The organism is Dyadobacter alkalitolerans DSM 23607, from assembly GCF_000428845.1.
Lineage (GTDB): Bacteria > Bacteroidota > Bacteroidia > Cytophagales > Spirosomataceae > Dyadobacter > Dyadobacter alkalitolerans.
The window spans coordinates 433,401-447,848 of record NZ_AUAS01000002.1; the positions used below are offsets into that span (position 1 = coordinate 433,401).

Annotated in this window: 15 protein-coding genes; 11 read left to right on the top strand and 4 right to left on the bottom strand. The window is 47.8% G+C overall.

Annotation, left to right across the window (positions count from 1 at the left end; genetic code table 11):
• The first annotated feature begins 115 nt into the window (after positions 1 to 115).
• From G395_RS0104955 to G395_RS0105000, 10 genes are all read left to right on the top strand, one after another.
• Positions 116 to 721, top strand: coding sequence for a DinB family protein (locus G395_RS0104955; RefSeq protein WP_051349996.1), 606 nt, complete (start codon positions 116 to 118; stop codon positions 719 to 721).
• Between the two features lie 53 nt (positions 722 to 774).
• Positions 775 to 1,503: a class I SAM-dependent methyltransferase gene (locus tag G395_RS0104960; RefSeq protein WP_169719999.1), complete on the top strand. Its 729-nt coding sequence runs from the start codon at positions 775 to 777 to the stop codon at positions 1,501 to 1,503.
• Positions 1,504 to 1,712: 209 nt separating this feature from the next.
• A complete protein-coding gene (locus G395_RS0104965; protein ID WP_026629057.1) occupies positions 1,713 to 2,228 on the top strand; it encodes a phage tail protein in 516 nt (171 codons plus the stop codon).
• Positions 2,229 to 2,270: 42 nt separating this feature from the next.
• The gene (locus G395_RS0104970; protein ID WP_026629058.1) at positions 2,271 to 2,777 is read left to right on the top strand and encodes a phage tail protein; all 507 of its coding nucleotides are present in this window, start codon (positions 2,271 to 2,273) and stop codon (positions 2,775 to 2,777) included.
• Between the two features lie 43 nt (positions 2,778 to 2,820).
• Positions 2,821 to 3,339, top strand: a complete 519-nt coding sequence (locus G395_RS0104975) for a phage tail protein (RefSeq protein WP_026629059.1) — start codon at positions 2,821 to 2,823, stop codon at positions 3,337 to 3,339.
• A 48-nt stretch (positions 3,340 to 3,387) separates the two neighbouring features.
• Positions 3,388 to 3,891, top strand: a complete 504-nt coding sequence (locus G395_RS0104980; protein ID WP_026629060.1) for a GNAT family N-acetyltransferase — start codon at positions 3,388 to 3,390, stop codon at positions 3,889 to 3,891.
• Positions 3,873 to 4,181: a DUF6916 family protein gene (locus tag G395_RS0104985; RefSeq protein WP_026629061.1), complete on the top strand. Its 309-nt coding sequence runs from the start codon at positions 3,873 to 3,875 to the stop codon at positions 4,179 to 4,181. Before G395_RS0104980 ends, G395_RS0104985 begins: the two co-directional genes overlap by 19 nt.
• Positions 4,182 to 4,239: 58 nt before the next feature.
• The gene (locus G395_RS0104990) at positions 4,240 to 9,192 is read left to right on the top strand and encodes an Ig-like domain-containing protein (RefSeq protein ID WP_026629062.1); all 4,953 of its coding nucleotides are present in this window, start codon (positions 4,240 to 4,242) and stop codon (positions 9,190 to 9,192) included.
• 494 nt (positions 9,193 to 9,686) lie between these two features.
• Entirely contained in the window at positions 9,687 to 9,950 is a 264-nt protein-coding gene (locus tag G395_RS0104995; protein WP_026629063.1) for an SWEET family sugar transporter, read from the top strand.
• A 22-nt stretch (positions 9,951 to 9,972) separates the two neighbouring features.
• The gene (locus G395_RS0105000; RefSeq protein WP_026629064.1) at positions 9,973 to 10,329 is read left to right on the top strand and encodes a hypothetical protein; all 357 of its coding nucleotides are present in this window, start codon (positions 9,973 to 9,975) and stop codon (positions 10,327 to 10,329) included.
• 84 nt (positions 10,330 to 10,413) lie between these two features.
• On the opposite strand, the gene G395_RS0105005 is transcribed toward G395_RS0105000, so the two are convergent.
• From G395_RS0105005 to G395_RS0105020, 4 genes are all read right to left on the bottom strand, one after another.
• A complete protein-coding gene (locus tag G395_RS0105005) occupies positions 10,414 to 11,163 on the bottom strand; it encodes an OBAP family protein (RefSeq protein WP_026629065.1) in 750 nt (249 codons plus the stop codon).
• Positions 11,164 to 11,199: 36 nt separating this feature from the next.
• Positions 11,200 to 11,607 carry a DUF4345 domain-containing protein gene (locus G395_RS0105010; RefSeq protein WP_035360401.1) on the bottom strand — a complete coding sequence of 136 codons (408 nt, stop codon included), beginning with the start codon at positions 11,605 to 11,607 and terminating at the stop codon, positions 11,200 to 11,202.
• Positions 11,608 to 11,624: 17 nt separating this feature from the next.
• On the bottom strand, positions 11,625 to 12,002 hold the full coding sequence (locus G395_RS0105015) for an SPW repeat domain-containing protein (RefSeq protein WP_026629067.1): 378 nt from the start codon (positions 12,000 to 12,002) through the stop codon (positions 11,625 to 11,627).
• A gap of 121 nt (positions 12,003 to 12,123) precedes the next feature.
• Positions 12,124 to 12,708: a DUF4142 domain-containing protein gene (locus tag G395_RS0105020; protein ID WP_026629068.1), complete on the bottom strand. Its 585-nt coding sequence runs from the start codon at positions 12,706 to 12,708 to the stop codon at positions 12,124 to 12,126.
• A gap of 232 nt (positions 12,709 to 12,940) precedes the next feature.
• Between G395_RS0105020 and G395_RS0105025 the strand changes: the two genes are divergently transcribed.
• Entirely contained in the window at positions 12,941 to 14,431 is a 1,491-nt protein-coding gene (locus G395_RS0105025) for a choice-of-anchor I family protein (RefSeq protein ID WP_026629069.1), read from the top strand.
• The last annotated feature ends 17 nt before the right edge of the window (positions 14,432 to 14,448 follow it).

Genomic DNA, 14,448 nt, shown 5'->3' on the forward strand with positions numbered 1-14,448 from the left:
TCAATTATCAGCAGTCATTTTCCCGTTCGCTCAATAAGACGACCGTTTCCTCATTGCTTTCTTTCCTCTTTTTTGATTTGCACTAGTTTTAGGTTGAACTTTAACTCAACTGAAAATGAAGCATTTAAACTATTGCAGCTTACTACTATTCGTTTTTCTCGCTAATGTAACCCTCGCTCAGGAAAAACTGTGGACAGAAGCGGACCGTCAGTTTACCCTCGACCAGTTCAACCGGACCCGGGACGAAGTCGTTAAGGAAACAGAAAATCTGACACCTGCCCAATGGGCATTTCGCGAGTCAGCAGATCGTTGGTCCATTGGCGAAATTGTGGAGCACCTCGCGTTGTGGGAGATTATCTGGGCCCGCGAAATCAGCATGGGGTCACGCAGCAAGCCGCAACCGGAACTGAATAAATCGACCAGGCCCGACAGCTACTATTCCGATTTCATCATGGAAACTAACCCGCACATCGCACAGGACATTGGCTTTCCGACCGGTTTTATCAAGGGAAGCGATAACCTTAAATTCTTCCTGAGCCGCCGCGAACAGAACATTGCGTTCCTAAAAAAGACGGATATAGATATGCGGGCACACTTTGAACTCACCGCCACCCCGAACCCCAGAAACATGCACCAGGTCTACATTTATCAATGGGGACACGTAGACCGGCATTTAAGACAAATCCGTAAAGTAAAATCAGACGCGAATTTTCCGAAATAGGCACTATAATTCAAACCTTACCCAACATGCTATCGAACTTAGTAGAACAACTTTTGAGCAAGTCTGTATTTGACAAACAGCTTGGCGCATCGCAGATTAACTTAATAATTGACCCGGAGGACGAGATGTTCGTAAAAGGTCATGAGGAAGCATATTTCCAAACGGGAATCTCTGCGTTGCAGAACATAGCAGCAGCATTGCTCAGTGCAGGAAAAGATCCATTGCAGGTCAAGCATGTGTTGGATTTCCCGTGTGGCTATGGACGAGTCATGCGGTTCTCGAAGGCGTATTTTCCAAATGCTGAGTTCTACGGTAGTGAAATTACACAGCGACATCTGGATTTTTGTGCTAAAACTTTCGATGCCAAAGTCTTTTTGTCAAAAGACAAGTTTGCGGAAATTGATGTCTCTCAAAAATTCGATGTGATTTGGGTAGGCTCGCTTTTCACTCATTTATCCAGCAACCGATTCAAAGAGTTGTATGAATTTTTAATATCGTTATTGAAGGAAGATGGCGTTTTAATATTTACAACTCATGGGCGGTTTTGCTACGGTCATGTTCAAAAGGGAAGCCGTCGGAGGCATGTTATCGACGCGGGCTATCTCGCAACCGGATTTGGTTACTGCCACCAGCATGGTACAACTGTGTATGGAGATTCGCTCACGAACCCAAAGTGGCTTTTTAATTTTATACAAAAAAACAAAAAAGGGCGCGTCATATATTGGGCTGAGCAAGGCTGGAATAACTGGCAAGATGTGATCGCAGTAGTTCCAAAAAAATAACGCCACAATTTCCCGAACAGGCAAAATCACCTCCCGACTTTTAGATCCTCCGTCAGTCAGTTAGATCGGCGGAGGATCTTGCCATTTACCGCAAAATAAGAATTTCTATATTTTTTGTCAGAATCTTTCAATATTACTGTCGTAAATATTTCGTCCGAATTGCATCGGGCTTCTTCCTTTCCAATTTCACCCTTAACCCCTTTTTACTTATGGCAGAACCATTTATATCAGAAATCCGAATGGTCAGTTTTTCGTTTGCTCCCAAGGGCTGGGCGCTGGCAAACGGGCAGTTAATGCCCATTAACCAGAACCAGGCCCTTTTTGCTCTTCTGGGAACCACATTCGGTGGCGATGGCCGTGTCAATTTTGCACTGCCTGATTATCGCGGCCGCACGCCGATACACGTCGGCGCAGGACATAATCTGGGAGAACGGGGCGGTGAACAGGCCCACACCCTTAGCGTCGCTGAGCTTCCCAAACACTCGCATTTGCTGAATGAACTGGATACGGGAAGCGCAGATAACAATGTGAACAATCCTGTCAACAACCTGTTTTCCAACTCCAAACCTTCCGACCTCTATCAGAACACAGCAACCAATTTGGTCCAGCTTGCTCCAAATACCATTGGCGGCGGTGGCGGAAGTCAGGCGCATTTAAACATGCAGCCGTTTCTCACAATCAGTTTTTGCATCGCTTTACAGGGCATTTTTCCGAGTCCGAATTAGTCATTAGCGGTCTTTTATTCAATCATTTAAATTAAAAAAATAATGGCGCAGCCTTATATTGGAGAAATCAGGATGTTCGCAGGGAATTTTTCCCCTGTCGGATGGTCGTTTTGCAACGGGCAGCTCCTGCCTATCTCCGAAAACGAAGCCCTTTTTCAGTTGATCGGAACTACTTATGGTGGGGATGGTGAGTCTACATTTTGTCTTCCGGACCTCCGTGGGCGCCTGCCGGTGCACCAGGGAAACGGATTTATGCTGGCCGAAACCGGCGGCGCGGAAGAAATTACGCTGACGGTCAACCAAATCCCTGCACATGAGCACCCCATGTTTGCTTCCGCAAATGGCGCGAACACGGCACAACCGCTCAATGCTGTTATAGGAAATTCGTCCTCAGTGAAAATGTTTATGGGCGATCCACCGTCTGCTGCCGCAATGAGCCCGGTTAGCATTCGTCCTACCGGAGGCTCGTTGCCGCATACAAACTTCCAGCCTTACCTGTGTGTAAGCTTTATCATTTCACTTTTTGGCATATTCCCCTCTCCTACCTAAACATACTCCTATCCCTTTTTTATAACCTCAAACATATTTAATAATGGCAGATCCATTTGTAGCAGAAATAAGAATGGTCCCTTTCAATTTTTCACCCAAAGGCTGGGCGTGGTGCGACGGACAATTACTTCCCATTTCACAAAATACAGCATTATTTTCCCTTTTGGGTACCACGTATGGCGGCGATGGTAAATCCAACTTTGCTTTGCCCGACTTGCAGGGACGCGCGCCCATGCATCCCGGCCAGGGCCCCGGCCTCTCGCTCCACGACCTGGGAGAAAGCGGGGGCTCGGAAACCGTCACGCTCCTGGAATCGGAAATCCCTATGCATGGGCACACAGTAAACATTACACCACAGCCGGGAGAAATTTCGGACCCATCGGGACACACGATCGCAAGGTCTGTTAATGGTGCTGTGTTTCTCGGTGGAAGTCCGAATGGCTATATGTCTGCCAGCTCAATCGGCGAGGCAGGTGGCAGTCAGCCGCATAACAATATGCAGCCTTACCTGACCACCTATTTTTGCATAGCGCTGCAAGGAGTCTTTCCGCCTCGGTCGTAGTGCCACACGCATCACCCAAATTTATCAACTGAAAATTTTTACCGATTAATGGAATTTACGCCAGGCCACCCGGACATAACGTTACGCCGCATCGACCAGTCAGATATGCCCTCATTGCTTGCTATGTACGCGAGTACGCGGGAGGAAGAAATGAGTAAAGTGCCCGGATGGAGCGAGACGATGAAGCGTGAATTTATTAAAAGCCAGTTTGACGCGCAGCACAGCCATTATCAGAAAAACTATTCAGGAGCCGATTTTTGGGTGATTTGTAAAAATAAATCGAGTGCCGGCAGGCTGTATGTGCATGAAAATTTTCAAGGGCGTGGCATGCGGATCATTGACATTACCCTGCTTCCTGCATATCGGAATAATGGGATCGGAAGCAGTATACTTAAAGACCTGATGCAGCTTTCGACTCAGTCCGAAAAACCGTTGAGCATACATGTCGAAAGCTTCAACCCGGCGAAAAACCTGTATAACCGGCTCGGGTTCAATAAAATTAGCGAAACAAACGGAGTCTATCATTTAATGGAATGGAAACATACGATTTAAGCAAACTAACTGCCCAGGACTTCAAGGATCATCTGGGTCAGAAGCTGAACATTGAATTTGCGAATGGTGAGGCTGTTGCGGCCAATGTGGACAAAATAACCGAACTGGAAACCTATTCTCCGCTGGAAAGAGGCGCTTTTTCGGTAGTACTGCAAACCCCGGGCGACCAAAATCCCCGTCAGCAAGGAATTTACACGCTTTTACATCCTCAGTCAGGCCCGCTGGAAGTGTTTCTGGTCCCGATCGCAAGGGATATAGGCGGCGTAAAATACGAGGCTGTCTTCTCCTGATTTACAGGGCATTGTCTCTTTCGACGATGCCCTTGTTCTTTACTCAAAAAATCAAATAATGAAAAACTTATACTTCTTTTTAGCTGGGGCTGCTATGCTCGTCTCAGGGCTTTTCATCAACGAATCTGGCCAACCACTGATTTCGGAACTTCAAAAGGCTGCGCAGGTAACTTCAACACCTGTAAGCAAATCACAGTCAATCGTTCCGTTCAAAAGAAAAAAGGCCAATAAGATAATGCTTTTTGCTCCGACAATTTCTGCCACAAACACCTATGCACTTACCAACGACACCGGCCTGCCGGGCGCTTCTGCGGGGGACGAACTGGAATACACAGTGACCATCACCAATAGCGGCACGGACGCAAGCGGCGTCACTTTTACAGATCAGATCGATGCCAATACAACACTCGTCGCGGGATCCCTTAAAGTGAGCCCTATTGCTCAAAATGATGTTTACAATGCTATTGGCAATGTAGGGCTTGACATTCCTGCGGGAAGCGGCGTGCTTGTCAACGACAGCAGCCCTAACGGTGCTTCCATCAGCATCGTGGGATCCGGAGAAATTGCCACAAGCCAGGGAGGCGCGGTTACCCTTGATTATAGCACGGGTGCTTTCACTTATTTACCGGCGGCAGGGTTCACTGGTAACGACACATTTACCTACACATTGCAAAACGGATCGGGATTGACCTCGACAGCAACCGTTACCATTGCAACCACCGGCGCGATATGGTTCGTAAATTCGGCAGCAAGCGCCAGCGGCGAAAACGGAACACTGGCAAAGCCTTTTACTTCTCTGGCAGGTTTTGCAGCTATTAATGATGGCGCGGCGCTGCATCCGCAGGCGGGACATTCCATATTTTTATACGAGGGAAGTTATACCGGACCTGTCACGCTGCTCGACCAGCAAAAAGTAATTGGTCAGGGCGCAGGCGCATCCTTGCTGGCGATCTCCGGATACAGCGCGCCAAGTGGAAACAATCTTCTTCCTACAACCGGCGGCACCCGCCCGGCATTAACAAGTTCGGGCGACGCAAATGTAATTACTATTGCTGCTGCAAATACAATCCGGGGCCTCAACATCGGCAACTCGGGAGGAGCGAAAATTGTGGGATCAACAGCAGGACTGCTTACTATCAGCGAGATAGCATTAACCGGCAACGGCAGTGCGCTTAACCTGGCCAATGTTACGCTGGCAGCAGATTTTTCGGAACTATCTTCCAATGTCAGCTCAGGACCGGTTAGCCCGATTGACATTTCCTCCGTCGGCGGAAATTTGAAAATCAGCTCCGGAACAATTTCGTCAACCAATGTTGCTGCCATTGACCTAGCAGGAAGCTCGCTGGGTCTTGATGTTACATTGGCGGCGGTTTCTTGCAGCAATGCAGCCAAGGGCGTCGCAGTGTCCGGCACCACGGGAACTTTTCAGATCACAGGGTCAGGCGCTACGGCTGGCTCGGGCGGAACGATCCAGAACATTTCCGCACGGGGCATTGAATTCACCAATGCGGCTGGTGTTACCCTGAACAACATTAACCTCATTAATGCCAATGGTTCAGATTCCGGGGGATGCGGGACATCCGATAATTCAGGATGCAACGCGGCTGTTTATGCCAATGTTGTCAATGGATTTAAATTAGAAAGGATCATTATTACCGGCACCACAAACCAACAGGGCATTAACCTGCGGGGTGTCAACAACCTGACTATCAGCAACAGTTCTGTGCAGAAGGCAGGAAATGCTGCTACCGAGGGGGCTATTTTCGCCACAAATACCACCGGGACGGCCTCTATTACCAATTCCACTTTTGCAAACAGCACCATTACCAATGCGCCCTCGGGCAGGGTTGCGTATTTTGGAAATACAAATTCCAACCTATCGCTTCTGACCGTTGACAATTCCGATTTTACGGATTCCCCCAACAATGGCGGAATCCTGATGGAGGGTTATGGCAATTCTCAGATGAGCTTGAAGGTTACAGGTGGCAGCCAGTTTCTCAGATGCGAAACACAAGGCATAAAAATGATCTCAAATGATAATTCCCAGTTGGTGGGTGACATTCAGGGCGCCGTTGTAAATAACCTGGCGCTTGATGGTGTGACCCGGCTAACCTCAATTGGGATTGATTTGCAAAGTACGAGCACCTCATCATTGAAATACAACATTATCGGAAATAATATCCGTTGCAAAAACGGCACGGGAATCAATCTCAAGGTGAGCAACAATTCCACGCATGAAGGAACTGTGGACGGAAATACCGTGGTAAGTGATGGTGGCGGAGGATCGGGAATTTACTTTGATACAGAAGGGCCTACCGCAAAAGGGATTGTCAAGATCAGCAACAATACGGTTTCTGGCATCCTGAATGATTTTGGCATTGGCTTTTCGGGCTACGTTACAAATAGCAACACCAAAAGTGATGTGACGATAATCGGAAATACGGTCACGACAGGACCGAATGCGTTTTTCGACATTGATGTCAATTTCATTTCAAGTCTTGCAGATAATCAGGGCAAACTTTGCGCTTTCATTGCCAATAATAATGTGGCGGCGGCTGCGGGAGCTGCATTGCGCTTGCGTCCGGGTGCGCCAGGGAATCAGATCATCCTCCAAGGAGCAGGCAATACCCTTGCAGCAGTGTGGAGTGGGAATGGAAACACGCCGCCAAATGCAGCTGTATTATCAGGAGGCTCGGGAACAATTAGTTTTAACATAGGCCAAACCTGCGCAGTGCCCAATGTTTCGGCACTAAGAATAGCGGCAGAAGAAACGACACTAAGACAGGGGTCGTCGGCTGCTGACAATACTTCTGATTCAATTCAATCCGCAGCAGCAATTTTAGAAACAAAGCCTGAGGAGAGCATAAATGAACCTATCCGGGCGAATGAGGTTCAATCCAATACAAGAACAGCAGCTTCTATGGCCGGCGAAACTGTTACTGTGAATGGCACGGGGAGTGGCTTTTCACTGCCTGCCGGTGCGAATGTGATTGTCAAATTTAAGGTTACGGTAAACAATGATATCCCCGTAACGACATGCCAGGTCACCAATCAGGGATCTGTGAGCGGAAATGATTTTACCACCGTCCTGACAGACGATCCCGGCGCGCCAGGATCAAGCGACCCTACGGCTACCACCATCGTTTCGGCACCGGTTATCAGTGCCTGCCCTACCAACCAGGTTGTAGACCCGGACGCTGGCGCCTGTACTGCAACGCTATCGCTTCCAGCGACCGTTGCAGGATGTCCTGCGCCAACAGTTGTATACAGTGTTTCGGGAAGTCCGATCACATTCCCCTACATTTTCCCGGCTGGCGTGACCACCGTGGAGGTGAATGCCTCCAACGGAATCGGAACGGATGCAACGTGCTCATTTACAGTGACGGTTACGCCTACCCCGGCCCCCGTAATCTCGCAAGAACCGCAGGATCAGCTGATTTGTGCCGGCCAGGACGCTCCATTCACTGTGGCTGCAACGGGCGTAGTAACAAACTACCAGTGGCAGAAAAAGCCTTTTGGCGGCGCATTCGCAGATATTGATGCAAGCATAAATCCGAGTGCAAACACAGCAACGCTGACGCTAACGAATGTTCCGGTAACCGATAACAATTCAGAATATCAATGCATTGTTTCCAATCCTTGCAATAGCGTCACCTCAGCAGCAGCTACATTGACCGTCAACGAAATTACCGCTTCTACGATCTCAGGCGCTGCGACTGTTGACCAGGGTGCGGCCGCTCCCGTGGTCACCTTTGGTGCAACCGGTGGAACGCTTCCCTATACTTTTACTTATAAAATCAATGACGGAACTGCAACTACAATAGCCACGGCCGGTGGGGCAACAACGGTTGGCGTTACTCAGTCTACTGCAAGCGTTGGTGTGTTTACCTATGAACTTGTCAGCGTCACCGACGCGCAGGGATGCACATTGACACCTGCGTCGGCACAGACTGCAGTCATCACAGTTGCTAACAGCTTAACAGCTTCTATATCAGCCGGAAGCTCTGCTTGCGTTGGTGCTGTTTCTCCACAAGTTACCTTCACGGCTGTTGATGGTGTGGGGCCATTTACATTTACGTATAAAATAAACGCCGGTCCCGACCTGCAAGTGACTACAACCGAAGCGAATACAACAGCCAGTGTTGCCGTTTCTACCGCGGCAGCCGGAAGTTTTATCTATGAGCTGGTCAATGTCAATGGTGCAGGTGACGCGACTACACCTGTTTCGGGACAAAGCGCAACCATCGTCGTAAATGAAACACCAACCATTACATTAGGCCCGGATGCATACAGCTGTTCATTTAATTTAAACACTTATTCGGTGGTTTTCACAGCTACGGCAGGCGCCACAGTCACAACCGATAAGGGGACAATTTCGGGAAATAGCGTGATCGATATACCGAGCAAGGAAACGGCCATTCTTACTGTTACAAAAGACGGATGTACCAGTACTTTGTCCGTATTCCGTGACTGTACGCTCCCTGTCACACTTATTGATTTTTCGGCATCGCGCCAGGAAAATGCTGTGGTGTTAAAGTGGCGGACAAGTGAGGAAACAAACAGCGAAAAGTTTGAAATTGAGCGCAGTATCACGGGGAAAGATTGGGAAACGATTGCAACCAAAAAATCCGGGGGCGAAAGCTCGGTGACATTGAATTATACCTTCAAAGATGATAAGCCTAATACGGGAGATAATTTTTACCGGTTAAAAATGATCGATACGGATCAGACTTTTGCATACAGCCACATTGTTTTCGTGGGTGTTGAAGGAGCGCATCTTCTTGAAATTTACCCTAACCCGGTTTCAGATCTGTTATCTATCAAAACGAATACGACGATCCAGATCAGCTCAGTCGAACTGCATAATGTCAAAGGCGTACAGGTTCTAAAGTCACATATTGGGACTTCGAAAACCGTTTCGGTCGGTAATTTGCCCGCTGGCATTTATGTTTTGTCCATTTATTATCAAAATGGAAAAATAGATCGTCAGAAAGTGCTTATCAGCAGATAGGAATAAGAAGAAACGAACCACTGCTACTCGCACATTAAACCAAATATTAAGTAAAAGAAAACGAAAACCGTTGCAAGGCATTCTTGCAGCGGTTTTTGATTCTAGCAGCGGTCTTAACCAAACACGACGTTACTTTTTAGGCTCATCGGAGTTAATCGTGTCACGTCCCGGTGTTGCGAGCTTTTGCTCATCGCTTTGCTCAATACCAGCTCTGGTATCGACAGAATTTGTGTCTTTTCCAATCACTGTGGAGTCGATGGGTGCGCCCTGATCGACCCACTTTGCTGATCTTCATTTTTGGAGCACCCGAGCAGCAGCGTCGCTGCAACCATAAGGGTTGCGAAACATTTCGATTTCATATTAAGTGAATTTTTAGATAAAACATATGCAACATGCAAGCATGCTTGCGCCCACGATATCAAAATTGTTCCACCCCCGGTATCATTTGGCATGAAAATTATCTAAGGTCGCCTCTGATAATTAAACATGAGCATATGGATTTCATAGATGGACTTGGCCTTTTGGCGGGCATTTTTACATCATCGGCGGTGGTGCCACAACTCGTTACTACTGTCAAGAAAAAGAAGGCCAGCGAGGTTTCGACGGCGATGTTTATCGTGTTACTTACGGGTAATGCGCTGTGGGTTTATTACGGCGTCGATAAAAAAGACGTCCCAATTATCGCCACAAATATTTTCACGATATGCCTCAACGTAGCCATGCTCTTTTTAAAATTTAAGTACAAAAACAATGATTAATTTTCACTAAAACCACAAGACTATGAACACGAAAACAATGTATCTCGCATTGTCGCTTTTGCTCTCGGCTGGATCGCTCATGGCGCAATCCACTGCAACCCAGAAACAGGGAAAAGAATCGAAACAAAAAGCCACAACGGGCAGCCAGGCCGGTAAGCAGCCGCAGCAGAGTAAGGGAGGAAGCGTCACCAGTGAGGCAACTACCGGCACCCCGCCCACGCACATCGACAAAACGAACAGCGTTCCGGCTGCCAGTAACCCGCAAAATACAGGAGTGAATGCAGCCAACAGGAAAAAATCGGGATCAACCGTTCAGGGTGGCAAGGACACTACGGGCAAAGGTTCCAGCAAATCTGGTCAACGGCCGGGAAATAGGTAAACTTAAAAATGGCGGGCCGTAAGGGATTCTTACGGCCCGCCATTTTTTAATACACCAATGTTATATTAAGTATGGTCTGCCCGGTCAATGTTTATGGGCTGAGGAATCACTTTTATTTGTGATAACCAGCTGCCGGACCTCACCCTTCTCCCAGGCATTCGCGCCGGGATCAACCGCAGGAACAGGAATGTCCTTTCTGTTTTGTTTTTTCTTTTGTGACGAAACGTTGAATCGCTTATCGCGATCAGCCAGAATGCCCGCATTGAGTTGCCCTTCTTTCGTAAACCCCATCATGATCATTGGGGAACCAACAGGAAGTTCCTTTTCGAGATCGGTATGCCAGGTGTGGATTGTTTTGCCATAGGTAGATACCAGTTTTTCCATGAGCTCGTGTTCCGCAACTTCGGGTATGCCCGGTGCAATGAGTGATCCTGAACTGACTTCAAAGTGATGACTGTGCCATAATTTCTTCTCTTCCGGACTCAGGCGCACAAACATTTTCGCGGAAATGATGTATTCGACCCCCATAATTTTGGCATTCTTCCCATTGCCATCAAAAATAATGGCCTGGTAAATGTCCTCATTAATCTGGTTCACATAGTGGTGAGCCTCCATTTGTGAATTCATATTTCCATTATAAAAATGGAATCCATCCAGATAAGCATTGAAACCTTTCAGCGGGGTTTTATCCTGTATCAAATCCGCCCCTACATTTAGAGTTTTGTCTTTCGCAGATTTTTCATCGCCGGGCGCTTCCACATTTGATGATGAGTTTTTACCACCACAACCTAGTAAGGCCAATGTTAACGCCCATAGCGGAATGAGTTTATTCATGGTTTTATCAAATTTGAATCAAAGAATATTACTACATTATATAACGTCTCGTTTCACCGGCAAGGCAACCTGTTTCTGCCAGTAAATAATCACGATTGGCGACAGGAGCTCCAAAGCCAGAAAGCCGATTATGAAAAGAGGCGGAACACCCAGATCGTAGATCGATATTAACCTTCCGATCCCGCCCAGCCATACTGCACCGCAAACTACCCTGAAAGCGAATGTTTCTTTTTCTATAACCGGTATAATGCAATAGAATGAAACGGCCACAGCAACGGACATGGCATTCAGGAAGCGAAGGTTACTATCCAAAACCAGGTCAGCAGGCAGCGCCTCAGAAAAAAGTGGATTGCGGATCCCCGACAGCCCTATGAGCCCGGAAACCAGCGGGGCAGCTGCCAGAACAGCGATGACGACCTGAAGCGCTTTCTTGCTTTTAAACATAAGGGAATTATAGATTGTTAACTGCGTTCCAGCGGGCTCTCCTGGGTTTCATGCGACGAGCGGGAAGTTAACAACCCAGCTGTTGTTTCAAACAGGCCCAAAATAACGTGCGGCAGGTAAACCTGGTCGGCAAAGCCGAGAATCCAGGGCGAGGCAGCCAGCAGCAGACCCGTAACCACGTCCACATTCAGGTGTACATGCATGGGCAGGCTGCGGACCATGCCCCCTTCGTAATCGGTAAAGAGTGACATCGTGATGGACATCGCTCCTACCGCAATGAGGACCCAGGTGGCAGCCGCTACTTCGTTGAAACCAACTATCCAGGGCATTGCTATGAACAAAATGCTTGTCGAATAGTCGATAATACTGTGTAATTTGGTGCTGATCATTTTCATGGGATGAAGTGTTTAGTTTTGTGATAGATCGGTGCTTTACTAAAAATTATGCCAGCACAAATGCAAAAAAAAGCTGGCGACCACATCCGTGACCGCCAGCCTCAAAAACGCTTGTTAAAAATTATTTTGTCTTGTCAAGCGTTTTAACATGCTCAGCATGTGCTTTGATCACCGGCAATGTTTTGTCGATGAAAGCTTTCAGCTCTGCGTCTTTCACTTCTTTCTGCGCATCTTCGAAAAGTTTCACTGTTGCATCGTGATCCTTCTTCATTTGCGATATATAAGCTTTGTCAAAATCGCTTCCGGTTTTGCCGCCAAGGTCAGCAGCTGCTTTTTGTTTCTCTTCATTTGGCGCAGCAGGCAGCGTGATATTCTTGTTACCCGCCAACGTTTTAAGCTCATCATTTGCTTTCGAATGATCTGTGATCATTTGTTTTGCAAATTCTTTCACTTTTGGATCGGTTGCTTTGTCGGCTGCAATTTTGCTCAATGCAACTTCCGCCATTCCTCCATTCGCTGCCTCTACGGCAAATTCAGCGTCATCTTCGGCAACGGCCGATGCAGAGTCGCTTGCAGCAGTGTCGCCAACAGCCTCGTTGGTACTGTCTGCTAATTCGGTAGTGTCCGTGGTGTCGGTCGATTTGGATCCGCAGCCCCATAGCATTGCTACGGTTGCCAGCGCCATAAATGTTGATGCAATTTTCATTAGTAATGATTGTTTAAGTGGTGATAAAACTGCGTGCCGGACTTACCGGCACAGGTCACAACCCAATGTAAAAAAGTATGCCTGCCTCGTGATAATTACGATGAAGCCAAGATTATCCTGGAAAAAGCCATTTGTGCATCGGGCCAATTATCAAATTGTTAAGCTTTTCAAATCCATCTGCTGCTCGATTGCCGGTATCTATTTTTGTTTTTTTAACATTCAAAACATTAAGATGAAACACAAACCTTTACTCGCACTGACAATGCTGTCGGTAGCCCTGAATAGTTGTACGGATCATTTTCCGCAGGAGCCTCAAACGCCGGTGGCATTTAAAGAAGTGGCTTCCATTGACCTGGGAGGAACCGCTGCGTCCGAAATCTCAGCATATGACCCTGCCTCGCGCCGGCTTTTCACAGTGAACAATGAGTCTGCTGCAAAAGTAGATGTAATGGATCTTTCCGCATTTCCGGCCGTATCCAAGTTGCAATCCATCGATATTTCCTCACTGGGTGGCGTTGCCAACAGCGTTGCCGTGTCCGACGGGAAACTGGCGATTGCGTTGGAAGCAACCAATAAGCAGGCAAACGGAAGCGTAATCGTAATGAACACGGCCACTTTGGCGACGATCAAGCAGGTTGCCGTTGGCGCATTGCCCGATATGGTAACTTTTAGTCCGGACGGAAAATACATTGTAACGGCTAACGAAGGTGAGCCGAATGCAGATTACACGGTTGATCCTGAGGGCTCCGTTTCGATTATTAATGTTACCGACAATTATAGCGTAAAAACTTTGTCGTTTGGCTCATTTGCTTCGTCTTACAACCAGCTGGCTGCTGACGGCTTCCGGGTTTTCGGTCCGGGTGCTAGTTTTGCACAAGACATTGAGCCTGAATACGTGGCGATTTCGGGTGATTCTAAAAAAGCTTTTGTAACACTACAAGAAAATAATGGTATCGCTGAACTGGATCTGACTTCCGGAACAATTTTGAAGCTGCACCCGCTCGGCATGAAAGACATCAGCAAACTGGTGAACGCAATGGATGCGAGCGATAAAGACAGCAAAGTTGCGTTGGCTACCTGGCCGGTAAGATCATTCTACTTGCCAGACGCGATCGCGCCATTCAGCGTGAACGGCTCGGACTATCTGATTACCGCCAATGAAGGCGATGCACGCGAGTACACTGCCTTTGACGAGCAGAAGCGCGTTAGCGCACTTAAACTTGACGCTACTGCGTTCCCGGATGCTGTTAACCTGCAAAAACCTGAAAATCTTGGGCGTCTGCGCGTAACCAGCACGCGTGGTGATATCGACAATGATGGCGATTACGATGTGTTATATGGCTTTGGCGGCCGTGGATTCAGTATTTTTAATGCTACCAGCGGTCAATTGGTTTTTGACTCCGGAAGCATGCTGGAACAGGAGGCAATTCAGGCTGACATTTATGATGATGACCGCTCGGATGACAAAGGCGTTGAGCCGGAAGGTGTCACAATAGGCATGATTGATAATAAGCCCGTTGCTTTCATTGCACTTGAACGTGTGGATGCTGTTGCTGCCTATGACCTGAGCAATCCCATGGCTCCCAAATTCCTTCAGATGATCAAAACCGGGGATGCTCCCGAAGGCGTTCTCTACATTGCACCGGCAAAGAGCCCGAATGGCAAAGGCGTGCTGGTAACAAGCAATGAGGGCGATGGAACAGTGAAGTTTTATCAGATCTGATTAGCGCAAGGTTCTAT

Bases quoted from the DNA above. Each gene is read 5' to 3' on its own strand.
- G395_RS0105005 (WP_026629065.1), bottom strand. From the start codon at position 11,163: ATGAATAAACTCATTCCGCTATGGGCGTTAACATTGGCCTTACTAGGT.
- G395_RS0104995 (WP_026629063.1), top strand. From the start codon at position 9,687: ATGGATTTCATAGATGGACTTGGCCTTTTGGCGGGCATTTTTACATCA.
- G395_RS0104980 (WP_026629060.1), top strand. From the start codon at position 3,388: ATGGAATTTACGCCAGGCCACCCGGACATAACGTTACGCCGCATCGAC.
- G395_RS0104955 (WP_051349996.1), top strand. From the start codon at position 116: ATGAAGCATTTAAACTATTGCAGCTTACTACTATTCGTTTTTCTCGCT.
- G395_RS0104975 (WP_026629059.1), top strand. From the start codon at position 2,821: ATGGCAGATCCATTTGTAGCAGAAATAAGAATGGTCCCTTTCAATTTT.
- G395_RS0104990 (WP_026629062.1), top strand. From the start codon at position 4,240: ATGAAAAACTTATACTTCTTTTTAGCTGGGGCTGCTATGCTCGTCTCA.
- G395_RS0105025 (WP_026629069.1), top strand. From the start codon at position 12,941: ATGAAACACAAACCTTTACTCGCACTGACAATGCTGTCGGTAGCCCTG.
- G395_RS0105015 (WP_026629067.1), bottom strand. From the start codon at position 12,002: ATGAAAATGATCAGCACCAAATTACACAGTATTATCGACTATTCGACA.
- G395_RS0104985 (WP_026629061.1), top strand. From the start codon at position 3,873: ATGGAAACATACGATTTAAGCAAACTAACTGCCCAGGACTTCAAGGAT.
- G395_RS0104965 (WP_026629057.1), top strand. From the start codon at position 1,713: ATGGCAGAACCATTTATATCAGAAATCCGAATGGTCAGTTTTTCGTTT.
- G395_RS0105010 (WP_035360401.1), bottom strand. From the start codon at position 11,607: ATGTTTAAAAGCAAGAAAGCGCTTCAGGTCGTCATCGCTGTTCTGGCA.
- G395_RS0104970 (WP_026629058.1), top strand. From the start codon at position 2,271: ATGGCGCAGCCTTATATTGGAGAAATCAGGATGTTCGCAGGGAATTTT.
- G395_RS0105020 (WP_026629068.1), bottom strand. From the start codon at position 12,708: ATGAAAATTGCATCAACATTTATGGCGCTGGCAACCGTAGCAATGCTA.
- G395_RS0105000 (WP_026629064.1), top strand. From the start codon at position 9,973: ATGAACACGAAAACAATGTATCTCGCATTGTCGCTTTTGCTCTCGGCT.